Source organism: Paraphotobacterium marinum (assembly GCF_002216855.1).
Taxonomy (GTDB): domain Bacteria; phylum Pseudomonadota; class Gammaproteobacteria; order Enterobacterales; family Vibrionaceae; genus Paraphotobacterium; species Paraphotobacterium marinum.
Map to the genome: position 1 here is coordinate 71,600 of NZ_CP022355.1, position 14,084 is coordinate 85,683.

18 protein-coding genes are annotated in these 14,084 nt (G+C 30.2%); 3 read left to right on the top strand and 15 right to left on the bottom strand.

Annotation, left to right across the window (positions count from 1 at the left end; all coding sequences use genetic code 11):
- Positions 1-10: 10 nt before the first annotated feature.
- Both CF386_RS00395 and CF386_RS00400 read left to right on the top strand, forming a co-directional pair.
- A complete protein-coding gene (locus tag CF386_RS00395) occupies positions 11-625 on the top strand; it encodes a YccT family protein (RefSeq protein ID WP_145955000.1) in 615 nt (204 codons plus the stop codon).
- Between the two features lie 268 nt (positions 626-893).
- Positions 894-2,033 carry a Card1-like endonuclease domain-containing protein gene (locus tag CF386_RS00400; RefSeq protein WP_158522259.1) on the top strand — a complete coding sequence of 380 codons (1,140 nt, stop codon included), beginning with the start codon at positions 894-896 and terminating at the stop codon, positions 2,031-2,033.
- Here CF386_RS00400 and CF386_RS00405 read toward each other — a convergent pair.
- Together CF386_RS00405 and CF386_RS00410 are read right to left on the bottom strand one after the other, a co-directional pair.
- A complete protein-coding gene (locus tag CF386_RS00405) occupies positions 2,030-2,446 on the bottom strand; it encodes a CBS domain-containing protein (RefSeq protein WP_089072566.1) in 417 nt (138 codons plus the stop codon). The genes CF386_RS00400 and CF386_RS00405 overlap by 4 nt on opposite strands.
- Positions 2,447-2,550: 104 nt before the next feature.
- A complete protein-coding gene (locus CF386_RS00410; protein WP_089072567.1) occupies positions 2,551-3,135 on the bottom strand; it encodes a TfoX/Sxy family DNA transformation protein in 585 nt (194 codons plus the stop codon).
- 247 nt (positions 3,136-3,382) lie between these two features.
- On the opposite strand from CF386_RS00410, the gene CF386_RS00415 reads away from it, so the two are divergent.
- The gene (locus CF386_RS00415) at positions 3,383-3,955 is read left to right on the top strand and encodes a hypothetical protein (RefSeq protein ID WP_089072568.1); all 573 of its coding nucleotides are present in this window, start codon (positions 3,383-3,385) and stop codon (positions 3,953-3,955) included.
- Here the strand turns inward: CF386_RS00415 and CF386_RS00420 are convergent.
- From CF386_RS00420 to rluC, 13 genes are all read right to left on the bottom strand, one after another.
- Complete coding sequence (locus tag CF386_RS00420; protein ID WP_089072569.1) at positions 3,945-4,715, bottom strand: TatD family hydrolase; 771 nt, start codon at positions 4,713-4,715, stop codon at positions 3,945-3,947. The genes CF386_RS00415 and CF386_RS00420 overlap by 11 nt on opposite strands.
- A gap of 3 nt (positions 4,716-4,718) precedes the next feature.
- A complete protein-coding gene (locus tag CF386_RS00425; RefSeq protein WP_089072570.1) occupies positions 4,719-5,672 on the bottom strand; it encodes a DNA polymerase III subunit delta' C-terminal domain-containing protein in 954 nt (317 codons plus the stop codon).
- A 2-nt stretch (positions 5,673-5,674) separates the two neighbouring features.
- Complete coding sequence (tmk, locus tag CF386_RS00430; protein WP_089072571.1) at positions 5,675-6,319, bottom strand: dTMP kinase; 645 nt, start codon at positions 6,317-6,319, stop codon at positions 5,675-5,677.
- Positions 6,309-7,325 (bottom strand): endolytic transglycosylase MltG, encoded by a 1,017-nt coding sequence (gene mltG / locus CF386_RS00435; RefSeq protein WP_089072572.1) that lies wholly within the window; start codon positions 7,323-7,325, stop codon positions 6,309-6,311. Before mltG ends, tmk begins: the two co-directional genes overlap by 11 nt.
- Positions 7,319-8,113 (bottom strand): aminodeoxychorismate lyase, encoded by a 795-nt coding sequence (pabC, locus tag CF386_RS00440; RefSeq protein WP_089072573.1) that lies wholly within the window; start codon positions 8,111-8,113, stop codon positions 7,319-7,321. Before pabC ends, mltG begins: the two co-directional genes overlap by 7 nt.
- A 58-nt stretch (positions 8,114-8,171) precedes the next feature.
- Positions 8,172-8,408 carry an acyl carrier protein gene (gene acpP / locus CF386_RS00445; RefSeq protein WP_089072574.1) on the bottom strand — a complete coding sequence of 79 codons (237 nt, stop codon included), beginning with the start codon at positions 8,406-8,408 and terminating at the stop codon, positions 8,172-8,174.
- A gap of 151 nt (positions 8,409-8,559) precedes the next feature.
- Positions 8,560-9,294, bottom strand: coding sequence for a 3-oxoacyl-ACP reductase FabG (gene fabG, locus CF386_RS00450; protein ID WP_089072575.1), 735 nt, complete (start codon positions 9,292-9,294; stop codon positions 8,560-8,562).
- Positions 9,295-9,315: 21 nt separating this feature from the next.
- Entirely contained in the window at positions 9,316-10,239 is a 924-nt protein-coding gene (gene fabD / locus CF386_RS00455) for an ACP S-malonyltransferase (RefSeq protein ID WP_089072576.1), read from the bottom strand.
- A 12-nt stretch (positions 10,240-10,251) separates the two neighbouring features.
- Complete coding sequence (locus CF386_RS00460) at positions 10,252-11,211, bottom strand: beta-ketoacyl-ACP synthase III (protein WP_089072577.1); 960 nt, start codon at positions 11,209-11,211, stop codon at positions 10,252-10,254.
- Positions 11,212-11,223: 12 nt separating this feature from the next.
- The gene (plsX, locus tag CF386_RS00465; protein ID WP_089072578.1) at positions 11,224-12,234 is read right to left on the bottom strand and encodes a phosphate acyltransferase PlsX; all 1,011 of its coding nucleotides are present in this window, start codon (positions 12,232-12,234) and stop codon (positions 11,224-11,226) included.
- A 23-nt stretch (positions 12,235-12,257) separates the two neighbouring features.
- Complete coding sequence (gene rpmF / locus CF386_RS00470; protein WP_089072579.1) at positions 12,258-12,428, bottom strand: 50S ribosomal protein L32; 171 nt, start codon at positions 12,426-12,428, stop codon at positions 12,258-12,260.
- 19 nt (positions 12,429-12,447) lie between these two features.
- Positions 12,448-12,981: a 23S rRNA accumulation protein YceD gene (gene yceD, locus CF386_RS00475; RefSeq protein WP_089072580.1), complete on the bottom strand. Its 534-nt coding sequence runs from the start codon at positions 12,979-12,981 to the stop codon at positions 12,448-12,450.
- A 24-nt stretch (positions 12,982-13,005) separates the two neighbouring features.
- The gene (rluC, locus tag CF386_RS00480) at positions 13,006-13,986 is read right to left on the bottom strand and encodes a 23S rRNA pseudouridine(955/2504/2580) synthase RluC (RefSeq protein WP_089072581.1); all 981 of its coding nucleotides are present in this window, start codon (positions 13,984-13,986) and stop codon (positions 13,006-13,008) included.
- Positions 13,987-14,084 lie beyond the last annotated feature (98 nt).

Sequence of the window (14,084 nt, forward strand, 5' to 3'; positions counted from 1 at the left end):
AGGAAAAAAAATGAAACTAATAAAATTTGCACTTCTGTCAGGCCTAATTTTATCATGTACAAATGTATTTGCGGATATTAAGTTTAATGTTTCCCAAGATGCTACGGTAGTTTTAGTGGATGGTAAAAAACAACAACTTAATGCAAATCCAATCATTTTACCAAATGGTGAACACCAGATTGGATTTAGATATGAGAAAAATATCAAGGATGGAGACGGCTACTTTTTCAGTTCAAATATAATTTTGATCAAGTTTAAAGGAGATAATCAAACTATTTCATTAGAGTTGCCTACATTGCGAACTAAATATCAAGCTAGTGTTTATAATAAAAAACCAACTTTATCTCTAATTTCAAATGGTCAAGCGGTCCCTTTTAAACAAGATTTATTGTTGAAGAAAGGTTTTCAACTTTCTAGAGACTTAGTTGCAGAGATTACTGCTTATAATCTTACCAATAAACCAGCTGCATTGAAATCACTAGTTCCAGGTCAAGTGTCTAACAATTCGGTTTCTAAAAAAGATAAGTCTAAACAAAATCAAATTGAAAAAAAATTCATTGAATTATATGAAAATGCTGATAACTATACCAAATCAAGAATAAAAGCATACATAAATAATAAATAAACATTATTTAAAAACTCTCTATAAGAGAGTTTTTTCCCTAAATTTAATTTTTGAGAAGCCAATTTTAATTAAATTTTTTCAGCCAAATATATAAACCATTTAAAATATTTATTTAGATCAATAAATGAAGCAATCTTTATAAAACTTTATCTTGTATATTTATGTTTTTTAATCAATATTTTATAATTAGAATATAAAAGTTTTACTAAAAAAAATTTTACATTAATTTTATGGCACTTTTTATGCTTTAGCCTCAAGGTACTAGATGATGAATATTCATATAGGCGTTTTAGATTCTGATCCTATTAGATTGATAACCCCTATCCTAGACTCCCATTTGAAAATTACTAAATTAATTTTATTTGGGAAACATAATAATAAGGGACTTTATGAAAGAATTAAATCTCTATTAGAACCGAAAGTTATGGTTTGCTTTTTAGACTTGTCAACTTCGACTAATTTTTTTGAGTTTTATGAGTTACACCTATTTTCTATCTTACAACTAGAAAATTCAAGTGTTTTTTTTAATGCCAGTTGTGGTCATAGGAAATATATCTTGCCGTTATATGAATTTTGTGTCATTCATAAAATTCAAACTTATTATATTGATGAATACAGTGATGATCTTATTTGGATAAATAATCCTAAAAAGAAACATTACCAAATTGCTGATAAAATCAACATTCCTCAATTTTTACATATTTTCAATCTTCAAAGTCTACAATCAGATTCAATAAATTTTGAAGATAAGTACAGAGGTATTAAAGATATTCACCAAAAATGGGTCAAAAATGCAAAATATTTAGCTCCAGGTTTTGCAACTTTAAACTACTTAGCAACAACTTGTAGAAAAACGCAATCTTTGACAATTGAGTTAACCCCAAAACAGCAGGGTTACAAGGAATTATCTGAAATACTCACTGATTTATCACTCTTTAAATTAATTGATTATGAGAATGGAGTTTTATCGTTTAAAAATGAAGAGTCCAGAAAGTATGCAAATGGTGAGTGGATAGAAAACTTTATTTTCAATATTATTTTAGATTTAAAATCTCAATTATCAACCATCCAAGATGTTTGCTATAATCTTGAAATACATAGAAATCTTAATGATAGAATTATAAAAAATGAATTAGATATTGTCGTGATTGTAAACAATAAATTACACATTATTGAATGTAAAACAAAAGATATGCGAAGTGGTGACGACACCCTATATAAACTCGAATCACTTCGTGAGTTTTTTGGGGGAATCCAATCAAGAGCAATGCTACTTAGCTATAGGGAAGTTAGAAATTATGATTTAAGCAGAGCCGACGACCTAAATATAAAAATTATTGGTCCAAATGATTTCCATTGTATAAAAAAGGAGATTCTATCATGGTTTAAGGAAGCTGGAGGTCATTAAACTGGCGTTTGACATCCGTCAGAAAGTTGTTTCTTTATTGCTAATAAAACTTCTCTTCTTCCAATCGTTCCAATCAACTCACCATCTTCAATAACTGGAAATATTACCGCATTAAATTTTTCCATTTTTGTAATAACATCCATCAAGCCATCATATAATCCAACGTACTGAAATGATGTTTTCATACAATCCTTTATCAATCTAGATTCTTGACAATGATAAGTTAATTTTAATAAATCCTGAAATAAATCTTTTTCTGTTACAACACCCACAACCTTAGACATATCATTGACTACCGGCCCACCTATTTGTTTGGAGCCAATAATCAAATCCAACGCTGATGATAACGGAGAGTCTTCCTTAAAAATTAGGGGTCTCGTATTCATAAATTCTTTAACTTGGAGTAAGTTCATCGGCTACCTTTTTTAATTTTTTTAAGATATTTTGTTATATCAGCAATTTCACAATAAGATTAAATACTCATCATTAAACTATTAAATTAATGATGAGGAAGCTCTTAATTTTCGACCATTTGTTGTAATTTTTCTTTTTGTTGATGGTTTAATAAGGACCAATGACACCCTTTTATTGCCCCTGCAAACATCCATAATAATCTTATATCTAAGTTCCTTCCGTGAGTTTCTCTTACTTTTTGAAAAACTTCAACAGCACCTAATTCATAAAAGGTCGTCACATCCTCAATACCCGATTTTTTTAACATCCTTTCTAAAGTCAATCTCATATTAGGTAAGTCTCTTAATCTATTAATCTGATGCTCTTTACGCTCTTTTGCATTTTGAGCTTCATTTTTAGATTGTTCGATAAAAGAATAACACTGCTCTTTATTTTCATTGTAAATTGATGTAACGTTGTAATAATTAATAATAGCTGTCCTGTTCTTTTTGATATGAGTAAATCTCTCACAGTTTTCATTCAAAAACGCTTCATCTAACTTTAAACCACCCCTCAAAAAAAGCTGCTCATCCATAACTATAGCAAACATAGTGCCTTTATAAAAAATACCAATACCACCAAACATTGATCTTTTTTCATAAGAGTTAAACAAATCTAAAAAGTTATTTTTATTTGTTTGTATGTCCATATAATACTCCTTAATCATTTCATCCATAAAATTTTCTGTAGTACCTTTTTAATCTGACACAATTTTTATATAAAATCCAAGATCCAAATCATAGTTTATAAAATAAACAATATAAATGGCTCAAAATTGATACTTAGTAAAAAATACATATTAATCATTAAGATAGCTATTTTTGATCTTTTTTTCTTATAAAAATTAAAAATATTTACAGAAAAAAAATATAATTTTAATTATGATCAAATAAAAAATGTTTATAATCCCACACGAAAGTTACATATTGCCGAAAGGTCGTTCTGAGCTGATAATTAACGACTATTCGCTAATAAGAGTATTGAAAGATCATTTTTTAAAAAATGACCCGATAAGTATTGCTCATATCGAAGATGGTGATATTCAAAACTTTGATAAAATATCCGCTATAGTGACGTCTATAGAAATAATAGATTTTAATACAAATAATGATTCAAATTGTTTCACCATAACAATAGAAGGAGTAAATAAATTATTAGTACATCAAATAAGTTATACTAACACTAGTATTCTAAAGGCACGAACACAAGCATTAAAAAATTGGCTAGACATTCCTCTCGAAAAAAATCTTACTCATGTAGCTCATAAGCTTTGTGATTTTTATGCAAACAATACTTCAATTGGAAAATTTTACCCTAAAAAAGAGTTAGATAATGCGAGTTGGGTTGCTCAAAGGTGGTTAGAAATTCTACCTATTAATTCTGATCATAAAAGATTACTGATAAGCCAGGACAACCCCAATCTAACATTATTATTTCTTAATAAACTCTTAGAAAAGACTAACTTTTAAGAAATAATTTATTAAAGTTACGTGTTGTAACATCTGCTACTTCATCAAAGCTAAGATCCTTCAGTTTTGCAATATATTCGGTAACATGTTTAACATAAGCAGGCTGGTTTTCTTTTCCTCTATGCGGTACAGGTGCAAGATATGGTGAATCAGTCTCAACTAATAATCTATCCAAAGGTAGTTTTGTGACAACATCTTGAAGCTCATGTGCGTTTTTAAAAGTAACTATACCCGATATTGAAATATAAAATCCTAAGTCTATAGCTTTTTTTGCCATTTCATATGATTCAGTAAAGCAGTGTAACACTCCCCCGATTTCGTCACCCTTTTCATTAATTAAAATATCAATAGTATCTTTTCGAGCCGAGCGAGTATGAATAATCAATGGCTTTCTGATTTTTTTTGCAATATCAATATGTTTTCTAAAAGAATCCTGTTGCTTGAAACTATTAGTTTTGTCATAGTAATAATCTAGTCCTGTTTCACCTATAGCAATGACCTTGTCATTAGATGCAAATTTAAAAAGTAACTCTGTATCAATAGGATCTGTAATATATTCGGGATGTACACCGCAAGAAGCAAATATATTTTCATAACCTTTAATCATGTTGAGCATTTCTTCAAATTCATCAAGTTTTACACATACAGACAAAATATGACTTACACCATTATTCAAAGCATTTTGTACAACATTATCCAACGTTATATTATTTTTCTCATAATTTAATTTATCTAAATGACAATGCGAATCAATAATCATTTTCTAGTCCTCACTGAATTGAATTAACCAATTTGAAAATATAAGTTTAAAATTCAAATTTGAATGTAACTGTAAGTCTTTTTTTATAAGTCTCAGTCCATTGATTTGACTGTAAATTGTTTCTATAGAAATATAGTTAGATATAGATACAATATCTGTTAAAAACTCTTTAAAGATAATTCTATTGCTGTTTAGTTTTGATTTCAAAAGATCTAACAAAAAAAGATTCATGATGTCGACAATTATATCAGACTCTAGTTGAAAACTGTTAATACACTTCATCAAACCTTGTTTTGAGAATTTAATATAAAATATAAAATCTTCTATTATTTTATTTAGATTTTGTTGTCTTTCAATTTTAAGAAAGTGACTAATCTTCTTTGGAGAAAAGTTAGTTAAGTAACTACATAGCTCAAGATAAGATTGAGGTTTAAATTCATGGAACAACTCTTTAAGCTCTTCAATAGTTGGTTTTTTTATCCAAAATTTTATACAGCGACTTAAAATTGTACTTTTAACTTTCTCAAAATATGGTGTGATTAAAATAATAAAAAGGTTTAATGGTGGCTCTTCAATGAGCTTTAACAGTGCATTGCTTGAATATTCATTTAAGTTAGAACAATTTTCAATCACTATAATTTTGTTATCACCTTTAATAGATGAAAGCCTAGACCACTCTAGAATATCTCTAATTTCCTCGATTCTAATAATTTCTGTATCATCAAAAATAATTTTACAGTCAGGATGTTTATTTTCTTTAATCAGTTTTTTTCTAGATGTGAAATTTGAATCTTCATGAGTTACCATCTTATTTCTTAAAATCTCAGTACATATTTCAACATATACTTCTGATATGAAATAATCTTCGCTTGATTGAATTATTAAAGAATTAGGCAGTTTACCTTCCTTATTTAAAATTGACAGTTTTTGATAGAGCGGTTTATTCCAGGGATACATAGTTAACCTTTAGTGTTTTTGAACCATTGAAAAAGTTTCTGCTTAATCTCTTGCTTCACTATATCCAGTTCCTTATTACTATCGATTAAAATTACATCATGGTTAAGTTCATTAATTTCATTCCGATAAGTAGATCTTACTTTATTAAAAAATTTAATATCTTCTTTTTCTATGCGATCCAATTTTGATCTCAATCTAGCCCTTGATAGACCAATTTCAGGCGATACATCTAAAAATATCGTTAAGTCAGGCTCAAGATTTTTACAAACCATACGCTGAATACTTTTTATTTCTTGTATAGGTATGTTTCTGCCACCACCTTGATAGGCTATTGTCGATAAATTATGTCTATCCGCTAATATCCAAATACCTTCATTTAAACAGGGTCTTATGACACTCTCTATTAATTGGGAGCGAGCGGAAAAAATTAATAAAACTTCAGAAATAGCAGTCAAATTTTCTCCTTCAAACTCTTTTTTAAATAATCTCCTAATTTCCTCAGAAATTAGAGTTCCTCCTGGTTCACGAGTGTGCTGCACATTAGTAATCCCAAGTTCTAACAAAAGATCATAGATATAATTAATAGCTGTACTTTTCCCTGCACCTTCTAAACCTTCTACAACGATAAATTTTGCTTTATTTTTCATTTTTTAACGTCTTATAATATTTTTTAACTGCGTTTACATGTTCTTTATAATTTGTTGTAAATGTATGCCCACCATGACCTGTTGCAACAAAATATAAATATTTTGTTTTATCGGGATGCAATGCAGCTAAAATTGAAGATTTGTTGGGCATTGCAATTGGTGTGGGAGGTAAACCTGTTATAATATAAGTATTATACGGAGTAACAGTCTTCAAATTTTTTGATGTCAATTTACCATTATACTTTTTGCCTAAACCATAAATCACTGTTGGATCAGTTTGGAGTCGCATGTTTTTCTTGAGTCGATTATAAAAAACTGATGACACGAGCTTTTTCTCATCAGATACACCAGTTTCTTTCTCAATTAATGATGCTAATATTAATGCTTGATATTTAGTTTTAATCAAATCGCTTCTATCACGATTTTTCCATACTTTGTCTAAAAAAACATTCATAGCCAAATAAGCTCTTTTTATTATATCATAATCAGAGTCCTGTGATGTAAAAAAGTAAGTATTAGGCAAAAGCAACCCTTCTAAACTATGATGATTTGTACCTAATTTCTTTGCGACATCCTCTTCATTCAAACCATTAAGTGTATGCTTTAAGTATTTATTCTTTTCTAATTGCCTAATCCAGTCAGCATACGTTTCGCCATCTATTAATGTTATCGAAAATTGATAGACTTTACCTTCATTTATCATTTGAATCAAATCAGATAATGACGAACCAGGTTTTATTAAATAGGTCCCTTCCCTTATACTGGATGCTGGGGGGTAAACTCTCCATAAATTATTAATAAAAAAATTATTTTTAAGTACGTTTTGTTTTGATAAATCATTTATTAAAGATTTATAACTCTCACCTTTGGATACATTAAACATTAAATCATCTGTAATAGAAAGTTTTTGGTTAAGAGTTGCTTCTTTAAGCCTAAAAATTCCGATAAGACTTATAAAAACAATTATTAATAGAAATAAAACAACAGCTTTTCTTTTCTTTAGCATAAAATATTTTTTCTCAAATTTTTAAAAAATTGACTCGTATGAAAGTATTGATTAGCAATCTTTTTAACACTGACAATACCAAAAAGTGAATTAGAAATGAAGATCTCTTCAGCAGTAAAAATATCATTTAGCTCATAATAACCTTCAAAAACATTGATCTTATTTTTTGAAAAGTAGTTAATGATTTTTTTTCTCATAATACCATTTACACCTGAGTTCTTAATTGATGGCGTATAAATTTTATTTTTTTTAAACCAAAAGATATTTGCAGAAGATGTTTCAATAACTTTATTATTTAAATCTAAAACAAGAGCATCATCCCAATGATTATCATCAATTTCTTTTTTAATAAGTACTTGCTCAATTCTATTTAAGTGTTTAATACCCGAGGTGCTTGGATTGATGCCAAGCTTAAAACGAGATACTTGCAATGCTACTCCATAACGTTGCCATTTGATATATTTTTCAGGCCACGGATACTCATTAAAAAAGATCACCGGTTCAATTGCTTTATCGAAACTATAACCTTGATTACTATTGCCTCTAGTAAAGATAATTTTGACTACGCGTTTGGAATCAGATTTCCTTTCATTTAGTTTAGAATCAATAGCACTTTTTAAATCTGGAAGTTTTATTGTTGGAAAGAAAAGCGTTTTAGATGCAGTCTGAATTCTATCGCAATGAAATGACCAATCACAAACTTTATTGTTTTGAACTAAAATTGTTGTGAAGAATCCATCGCCGAAGTTTAACCCTCTATTATTTATAGAAATATTTTGAGTAAACATGAAATTTTCCTAAAAAAAAAGCGAGCCAATGACTCGCTTTCGATATAACTAAATTTTATTACTCAGAAGCATTAACAACGTAGTCAATAGCAGCTTGTACAGTTGTAATTTTTTCAGCTTCTTCATCAGGAATTTCTGTATCAAATTCCTCTTCTAAAGCCATTACTAATTCAACTGTATCTAGAGAATCAGCCCCTAAATCATCAACAAAAGATGCTTCATTTTTTACTTCAGCTTCATCAACACCAAGTTGTTCTACGATGATTTTTTTTACACGTTCTTCTATGTTGCTCATAATTTTATTAATTCCTTCAATTTTTCGCTTTCACGATAAACATAAGTTTTGATTGTACATTATAGCAATTTTAATTGCTATTAAAAAGTGTATATTCGTATATATATTAGAACTATTATGAAAAAAAATAAATTTTTTTAAAATAATTCTTTTATATCATATACATTCCACCATTAACATGTAATGTTTCACCAGTTATGTAACTAGCCCCATCACTTGCTAAAAAAGATACGACAGCTGCTATTTCTTCAGTACTACCAAGTCGACCCGCAGGCACTGAAGCAAGTGTATTTTTTTTCTGTTCTTCGGTTAATGCATTAGTCATGTCAGTAGCAATAAAACCCGGAGCAACAGTATTAACCGTGATGCCTCTTGATGCAACTTCACGAGCTAATGACTTAGAAAAGCCAACAACTCCTGCTTTTGCAGCCGCATAGTTTGCCTGTCCTGCATTACCCATAGTACCCACAACGGATCCAATGTTAATAATGCGTCCAAATCTGTTTTTCATCATCGGTCTCAACACACTTTTAGATAATTTGAAAATAGATGTTAAGTTAGTTTGAATGATATCATTCCATTCAGTATCGCTCATTCTCATTAAAAGATTATCTCTCGTAATGCCGGCATTATTGACTAACGTCGTTATATTACCATAATTCGTTTTAATTGTTTCTAGGACATTAGCTATTGAATCACTATCAGTTACATCTAATTTAAAGGCACATCCTGATTCCCCTAAATAGCCCGAAATGACATCTGCCCCTCTTTCAGATGTCGCCGTTCCAACAACAAAAAAGCCATCCTTAACTAACCTTTCTGCAATTGCTCGTCCAATACCTCTTGTAGCACCAGTTACTAATGCAATTTTTTTTATTTCATTCATAAGTTTTCCTATTAATTCATATTACAAGGAATTAAGTGATGCTAAATCATTAACAGCATGTAAGTTTAATTCTTTAGCTATTCTTTTATTTAAACCGGTTAAAACTTTACCAGGACCCATTTCAACAACACTATCTACTCCGCAAGAAGCAAGAAGTTCAATTGTTTCGATCCACCTCACAGGATTGTATAATTGTTTAATCAGTGACTGCTTAATATCAGCTATTTCAGTATTGCTTTTGCAATCGTAGTTCTGAATTACGGGAATTTTTGGATTAAGAAATTCAATTTTATCTAACTCTGCAATCAATTTTTCCGCAGCAGGTTTCATTAAAATACAATGAGAGGGAACAGATACTGGTAACATTAAAGCTCTCTTAGCTCCCATTTCCTTACAAACTTTATTTGCTTTCTCAACTGCTTCGATATTACCTGCTATAACTATTTGTCCTGGAGCATTAAAATTAACAGGGGCAACAACACTTTTATCATTTGATGCTTGATTGCAAGCATCCATGATATTTTCTGTAGAGAGTCCAATAATAGCAGACATTGCACCAACACCAGCAGGAACAGCCTCTTGCATGAAACGTCCTCTCTGCTCTACTAAAGCTATGCCATCTTTAAAAGAGATAGAATCAGCACAAACTAGTGCAGAATATTCTCCTAAACTATGCCCCGCTAAATAATCAGGCATTGGTTTATTTAAGTGCTTCCAAACTCGCCATATAGCAACTGAAGAGGCTAAGAGAATTGGTTGTGTTCTAAAAGTTTCATTCAATTTATCGAGAGGTCCGTTAACAGTCAGCGACCATAAGTCATAACCAACCACCTCAGATGCTTCTGAAAAAGTATCACGAAAAATTTGATGATTCTGAGATAGCTCAGAGAGCATACCTAAAGATTGCGAACCCTGACCAGGAAAAACTATTGCTAATTTATTCATTTTATCTCCGTTTTAAAATTTTACTAAAGCTGAGCCCCAAGTAAACCCCCCGCCAAAGGCTTCAAGCAAGAGCAACTGATTTTTTTTAATTTTATTATTTCTGACGCCTTCGTCTAACGCAGTTGGGATCGTGGCGGCAGAGGTATTCCCGTATCGGTCCAAATTAATCATAACTTGTTCAAGAGGCAAATCTAATTTTTTTGCTGTGGCTTGGATAATTCTTAAATTAGCTTGATGAGGAACCAGCCAGTCTAAGTCATTATTAGATAAACCGTTAAGTTTAAGAGTGTCTGTGACTAATTTTGATAGTTTTTGGACAGCCATTTTCATGACCGCATTTCCAGTCATTGACAACCAATCATCATTATTGAAAGGCTTGTCGTGTTGAACATTATTTACACTTAGTAAATCCCCGTATTGTCCATCAGCATTTATGTGAGTAGATAAAATTCCTGCTTCTTCACTTGACTCAAGAATCGCAGCACCAGCCCCATCACCAAAAAGGATTATAGTTGAACGATCTTTAGGGTTACACATATGGGCTAGTCTATCACTTCCAATAATTAAAGCTTTTTTTACAACTCCAGACTTTATATATTGATCGGCAACACTCAAAGCATACACAAAACCAGAACATGCAGCTCCAATATCAAATGCAATACATTCTTTTATACCCAATCTTGCGTGCACTTCACATGCGGATGAAGGAAAGGCTTTAGATGAGCTGGAAGTAGCAACTATTATCAAATCAATATCATTTTTATCAATTCCAGAATATGAGATTGCATTTAATGCAGCTTCATATCCCATCAAAGAAACAGTTTCTTCTGAATTAGCTATTCTTCTTTCTTTGATTCCTGTTCTTGAAAAAATCCATTCATCTGATGTATCAACCATTTTTTCTAAATCAGAGTTGGTTCTGATATTTTTAGGGAAATAACTACCTGTGCCAATTATTCTGCTATATTTCACAATATAACCTTCCTATAGTTGTTTTAATTTTAGTCTTGTCTCTATTTTTTGAGGTATATTTTGTTGAACCTCTGACATTGTTTCAATTATAGCATTTCTAAATGCTTCTTCATTTGCAGAACCATGACTTTTTACAATAACATTTTTTAAACCTAACATAATTGCACCATTATAATAATCAGGATTAAAGCTCTTAACGTTTTTAAACAAGTAACTTGCAATTAATCTTTTCAAAAAAGGTTGTTTATCATCATAAAGTGCATTTTTTATAAACTGCCTTGCTAAACCCTCACTTGATTTTAATACAATATTACCAATGAAACCATCGCATACAATTAAGTCAACTTTCCCATCATATATTTCATTACCTTCTATAAAGCCGTAAAATTCAATATTTGTTATTTTTTTTATTAAATTTGCTGCTTCTTGTATATATGTAGGACCAGATTTGCACTCTTTTCCTAAGTTTAGTATACCGACACTTACAGTACCTTTTTTTTTTGTTTCTATTAAAGTTGTCGCCATTAACGCAAACTGATACAGTTTATTTGCATTTGAACTGAAGTTTGCTCCTAAATCTATCATCCAACTTTTTCTTGAGTTAAAGGTCGGTAACAATGATATTAATGCTGGTCTTTTGATGTCAGGGATGGTTTGAATGTAATTATTAGTTAAAGCCATCAGCGCTTTGGTACTTCCAGCTGTAACACATGCGTCTGCTTTACCAACCGCCACAAGCTCAATAGTTTTAGACATTGAAGAGTTGATTTTCCCTTGTTTGAGCTGTTTATAAAAAGTATTGAACTCAATATTTTCTTCTTCAAATTTTTGACAATTAATGATTTCTATATTGTTATGCCTAATAATATTTAAATTCAAATCACTAAAAGTTTTAATGATTTTTTTTGAATCACCTACCAAAATAAAATTTGTTTCAGTATTATTAAGCAGAACATGATAAAAGGCAGGAATCGTTACTGATAGTCCGTTATCCCCGCTCATTGTATCAATAGCTATAATCATCCTTGAAAGGAAGCCTAAGAAATTTACTTATTAATTACTTTAACGCCACGGTAGTATCCGTCAGCTGTAACATTATGTCTTAAGTGTGTTTCACCGCTATTAGTGTCCACGGAAGTTGCACTACTAGTAAGTGCATCATGTGAACGACGCATACCACGTTTTGAACGAGTTTTCTTGTTTTTTTGAACAGCCATTAACCTAACCTCTTCAGTTTTATTTTTTTAAATCTTGCTTCAAACTTTCTAGTACATTAAATGGATTAGGTTTGGAATCTTCTTTTGGAATTTCTCCAAAAGTCATCTGATTACTATTAACCTTACAATCTTTTATTTCATGCATTGGAATTTGAGGCAACCCAATTATAAATTCATCTTCAATTATTTGAACCAAATCAATATTACTATATTCATCAAGTTCAATGAGTTCATATCTCTCAGGATAATCTTCAGTTTGATCTGAAATATTATATATAGGAGTATAACAAAACTCAATATTACAAACAAAATTAAAAAACTCATTGCATCTTTGACAACATAATTCAAAACATGCACTTGCACTACCTTTTATAATTGGTAATTTTTGCTCGTCATAAAAAAAATCAAGGCGAACATTTGCATCTCCCATGATTTTGGGTGATGAACAGTTTAATCTTGTCAAAAACTTTTTATCTAATATCCCTTTATAATTAAAGCCTTTCAATGCTGCTTTAATGGGATCTATTTTTAATGGTATTTTTACATTTTGCATAGGTGATGGATTCTATCCTCCTAATTACAAATAGTCAAAGGAATTTTTTTTTGCAATGTCATTCAATGATGATAGTTTATCTAAAACTTTAGTAAGCCCAATATCTAAAGGTGCTTTTATAACTAGCATTTCATTTATAGGAGGGTAGAAGAACTCCAACTCCATTGCATGCAAAAACATCCTATCCAAACCCATTTTTTTCATTTGTACATCAAACTCATGATCTCCATATCTATTATCATTAGCTATGGGATGCCCTTCTGATAAACAATGAACTCTAATTTGGTGGGTCCTTCCTGTGATTGGACTAGCTTCAATAAAAGTTGCATTTTCGAATTCTTTTATAACTTTTACTCGTGTTACAGATTTTTTGCCCATAGGATCAACTTTAACAACGCTATTAATTTCATTTTTGTATAATGGCTTATTTATAATCTTATTTGAACGGTCCCAATTACCTTTTACCAGAGCTACGTATGTTTTTCTAATATTTTTTATTCGAAATTGCTCTTGGATACTCCTTAGAAAAGAGCGTTTTTTGGCTATCATTAAAATACCAGAAGTATCCCTATCAATACGATGAATCAATTCTAAATACTTTAAATCTGTTCTTGAAACTCTCAATGACTCTATTAAGCCAATATTGATTCCACTACCTCCATGAACCGCCAGTCCTGAAGGTTTGTTAATTACGAGAATATTCGAATCTTCATACAAAACTTTATTATTTAAATTTTTAATAATTTCTAAGTTCTGGTAAGAATGAATACTGTTCTTTTCTTCTATTTTTAAAGGTGGCACTCTTACTATGTCACCTATACTTAATTTAAATGATGGTTTTACTCTTTTTTTATTAACTCTCACTTCGCCTTTACGTATAATTCTATAAATCAAAGTTTTGGGTACAGTCTTTAAGAAATTAATCAAAAAATTATCAATTCTCTGATGTAATTGATTTTCATCAATTGTAATAAATTGTACTTTTTTAGCTTTACTGATTTTCATGCAATCATATATCTACCATTTAAAAATTAACAAATTATTATAATATTAACATTGTATCTATCGCAAATTAAATTGTTTTGGTACAATATGGAATATAT

Bases quoted from the DNA above. Each gene is read 5' to 3' on its own strand.
- fabG (WP_089072575.1), bottom strand. From the start codon at position 9,294: ATGAATGAAATAAAAAAAATTGCATTAGTAACTGGTGCTACAAGAGGT.
- CF386_RS00425 (WP_089072570.1), bottom strand. From the start codon at position 5,672: ATGTATCCCTGGAATAAACCGCTCTATCAAAAACTGTCAATTTTAAAT.
- CF386_RS00405 (WP_089072566.1), bottom strand. From the start codon at position 2,446: ATGAACTTACTCCAAGTTAAAGAATTTATGAATACGAGACCCCTAATT.
- tmk (WP_089072571.1), bottom strand. From the start codon at position 6,319: ATGAAAAATAAAGCAAAATTTATCGTTGTAGAAGGTTTAGAAGGTGCA.
- mltG (WP_089072572.1), bottom strand. From the start codon at position 7,325: ATGCTAAAGAAAAGAAAAGCTGTTGTTTTATTTCTATTAATAATTGTT.
- CF386_RS00400 (WP_158522259.1), top strand. From the start codon at position 894: ATGAATATTCATATAGGCGTTTTAGATTCTGATCCTATTAGATTGATA.
- yceD (WP_089072580.1), bottom strand. From the start codon at position 12,981: ATGCAAAATGTAAAAATACCATTAAAAATAGATCCCATTAAAGCAGCA.
- CF386_RS00395 (WP_145955000.1), top strand. From the start codon at position 11: ATGAAACTAATAAAATTTGCACTTCTGTCAGGCCTAATTTTATCATGT.
- rluC (WP_089072581.1), bottom strand. From the start codon at position 13,986: ATGAAAATCAGTAAAGCTAAAAAAGTACAATTTATTACAATTGATGAA.
- CF386_RS00415 (WP_089072568.1), top strand. From the start codon at position 3,383: ATGTTTATAATCCCACACGAAAGTTACATATTGCCGAAAGGTCGTTCT.
- CF386_RS00420 (WP_089072569.1), bottom strand. From the start codon at position 4,715: ATGATTATTGATTCGCATTGTCATTTAGATAAATTAAATTATGAGAAA.
- fabD (WP_089072576.1), bottom strand. From the start codon at position 10,239: ATGAATAAATTAGCAATAGTTTTTCCTGGTCAGGGTTCGCAATCTTTA.
- plsX (WP_089072578.1), bottom strand. From the start codon at position 12,234: ATGATTATAGCTATTGATACAATGAGCGGGGATAACGGACTATCAGTA.
- rpmF (WP_089072579.1), bottom strand. From the start codon at position 12,428: ATGGCTGTTCAAAAAAACAAGAAAACTCGTTCAAAACGTGGTATGCGT.
- acpP (WP_089072574.1), bottom strand. From the start codon at position 8,408: ATGAGCAACATAGAAGAACGTGTAAAAAAAATCATCGTAGAACAACTT.
- pabC (WP_089072573.1), bottom strand. From the start codon at position 8,113: ATGTTTACTCAAAATATTTCTATAAATAATAGAGGGTTAAACTTCGGC.
- CF386_RS00410 (WP_089072567.1), bottom strand. From the start codon at position 3,135: ATGGACATACAAACAAATAAAAATAACTTTTTAGATTTGTTTAACTCT.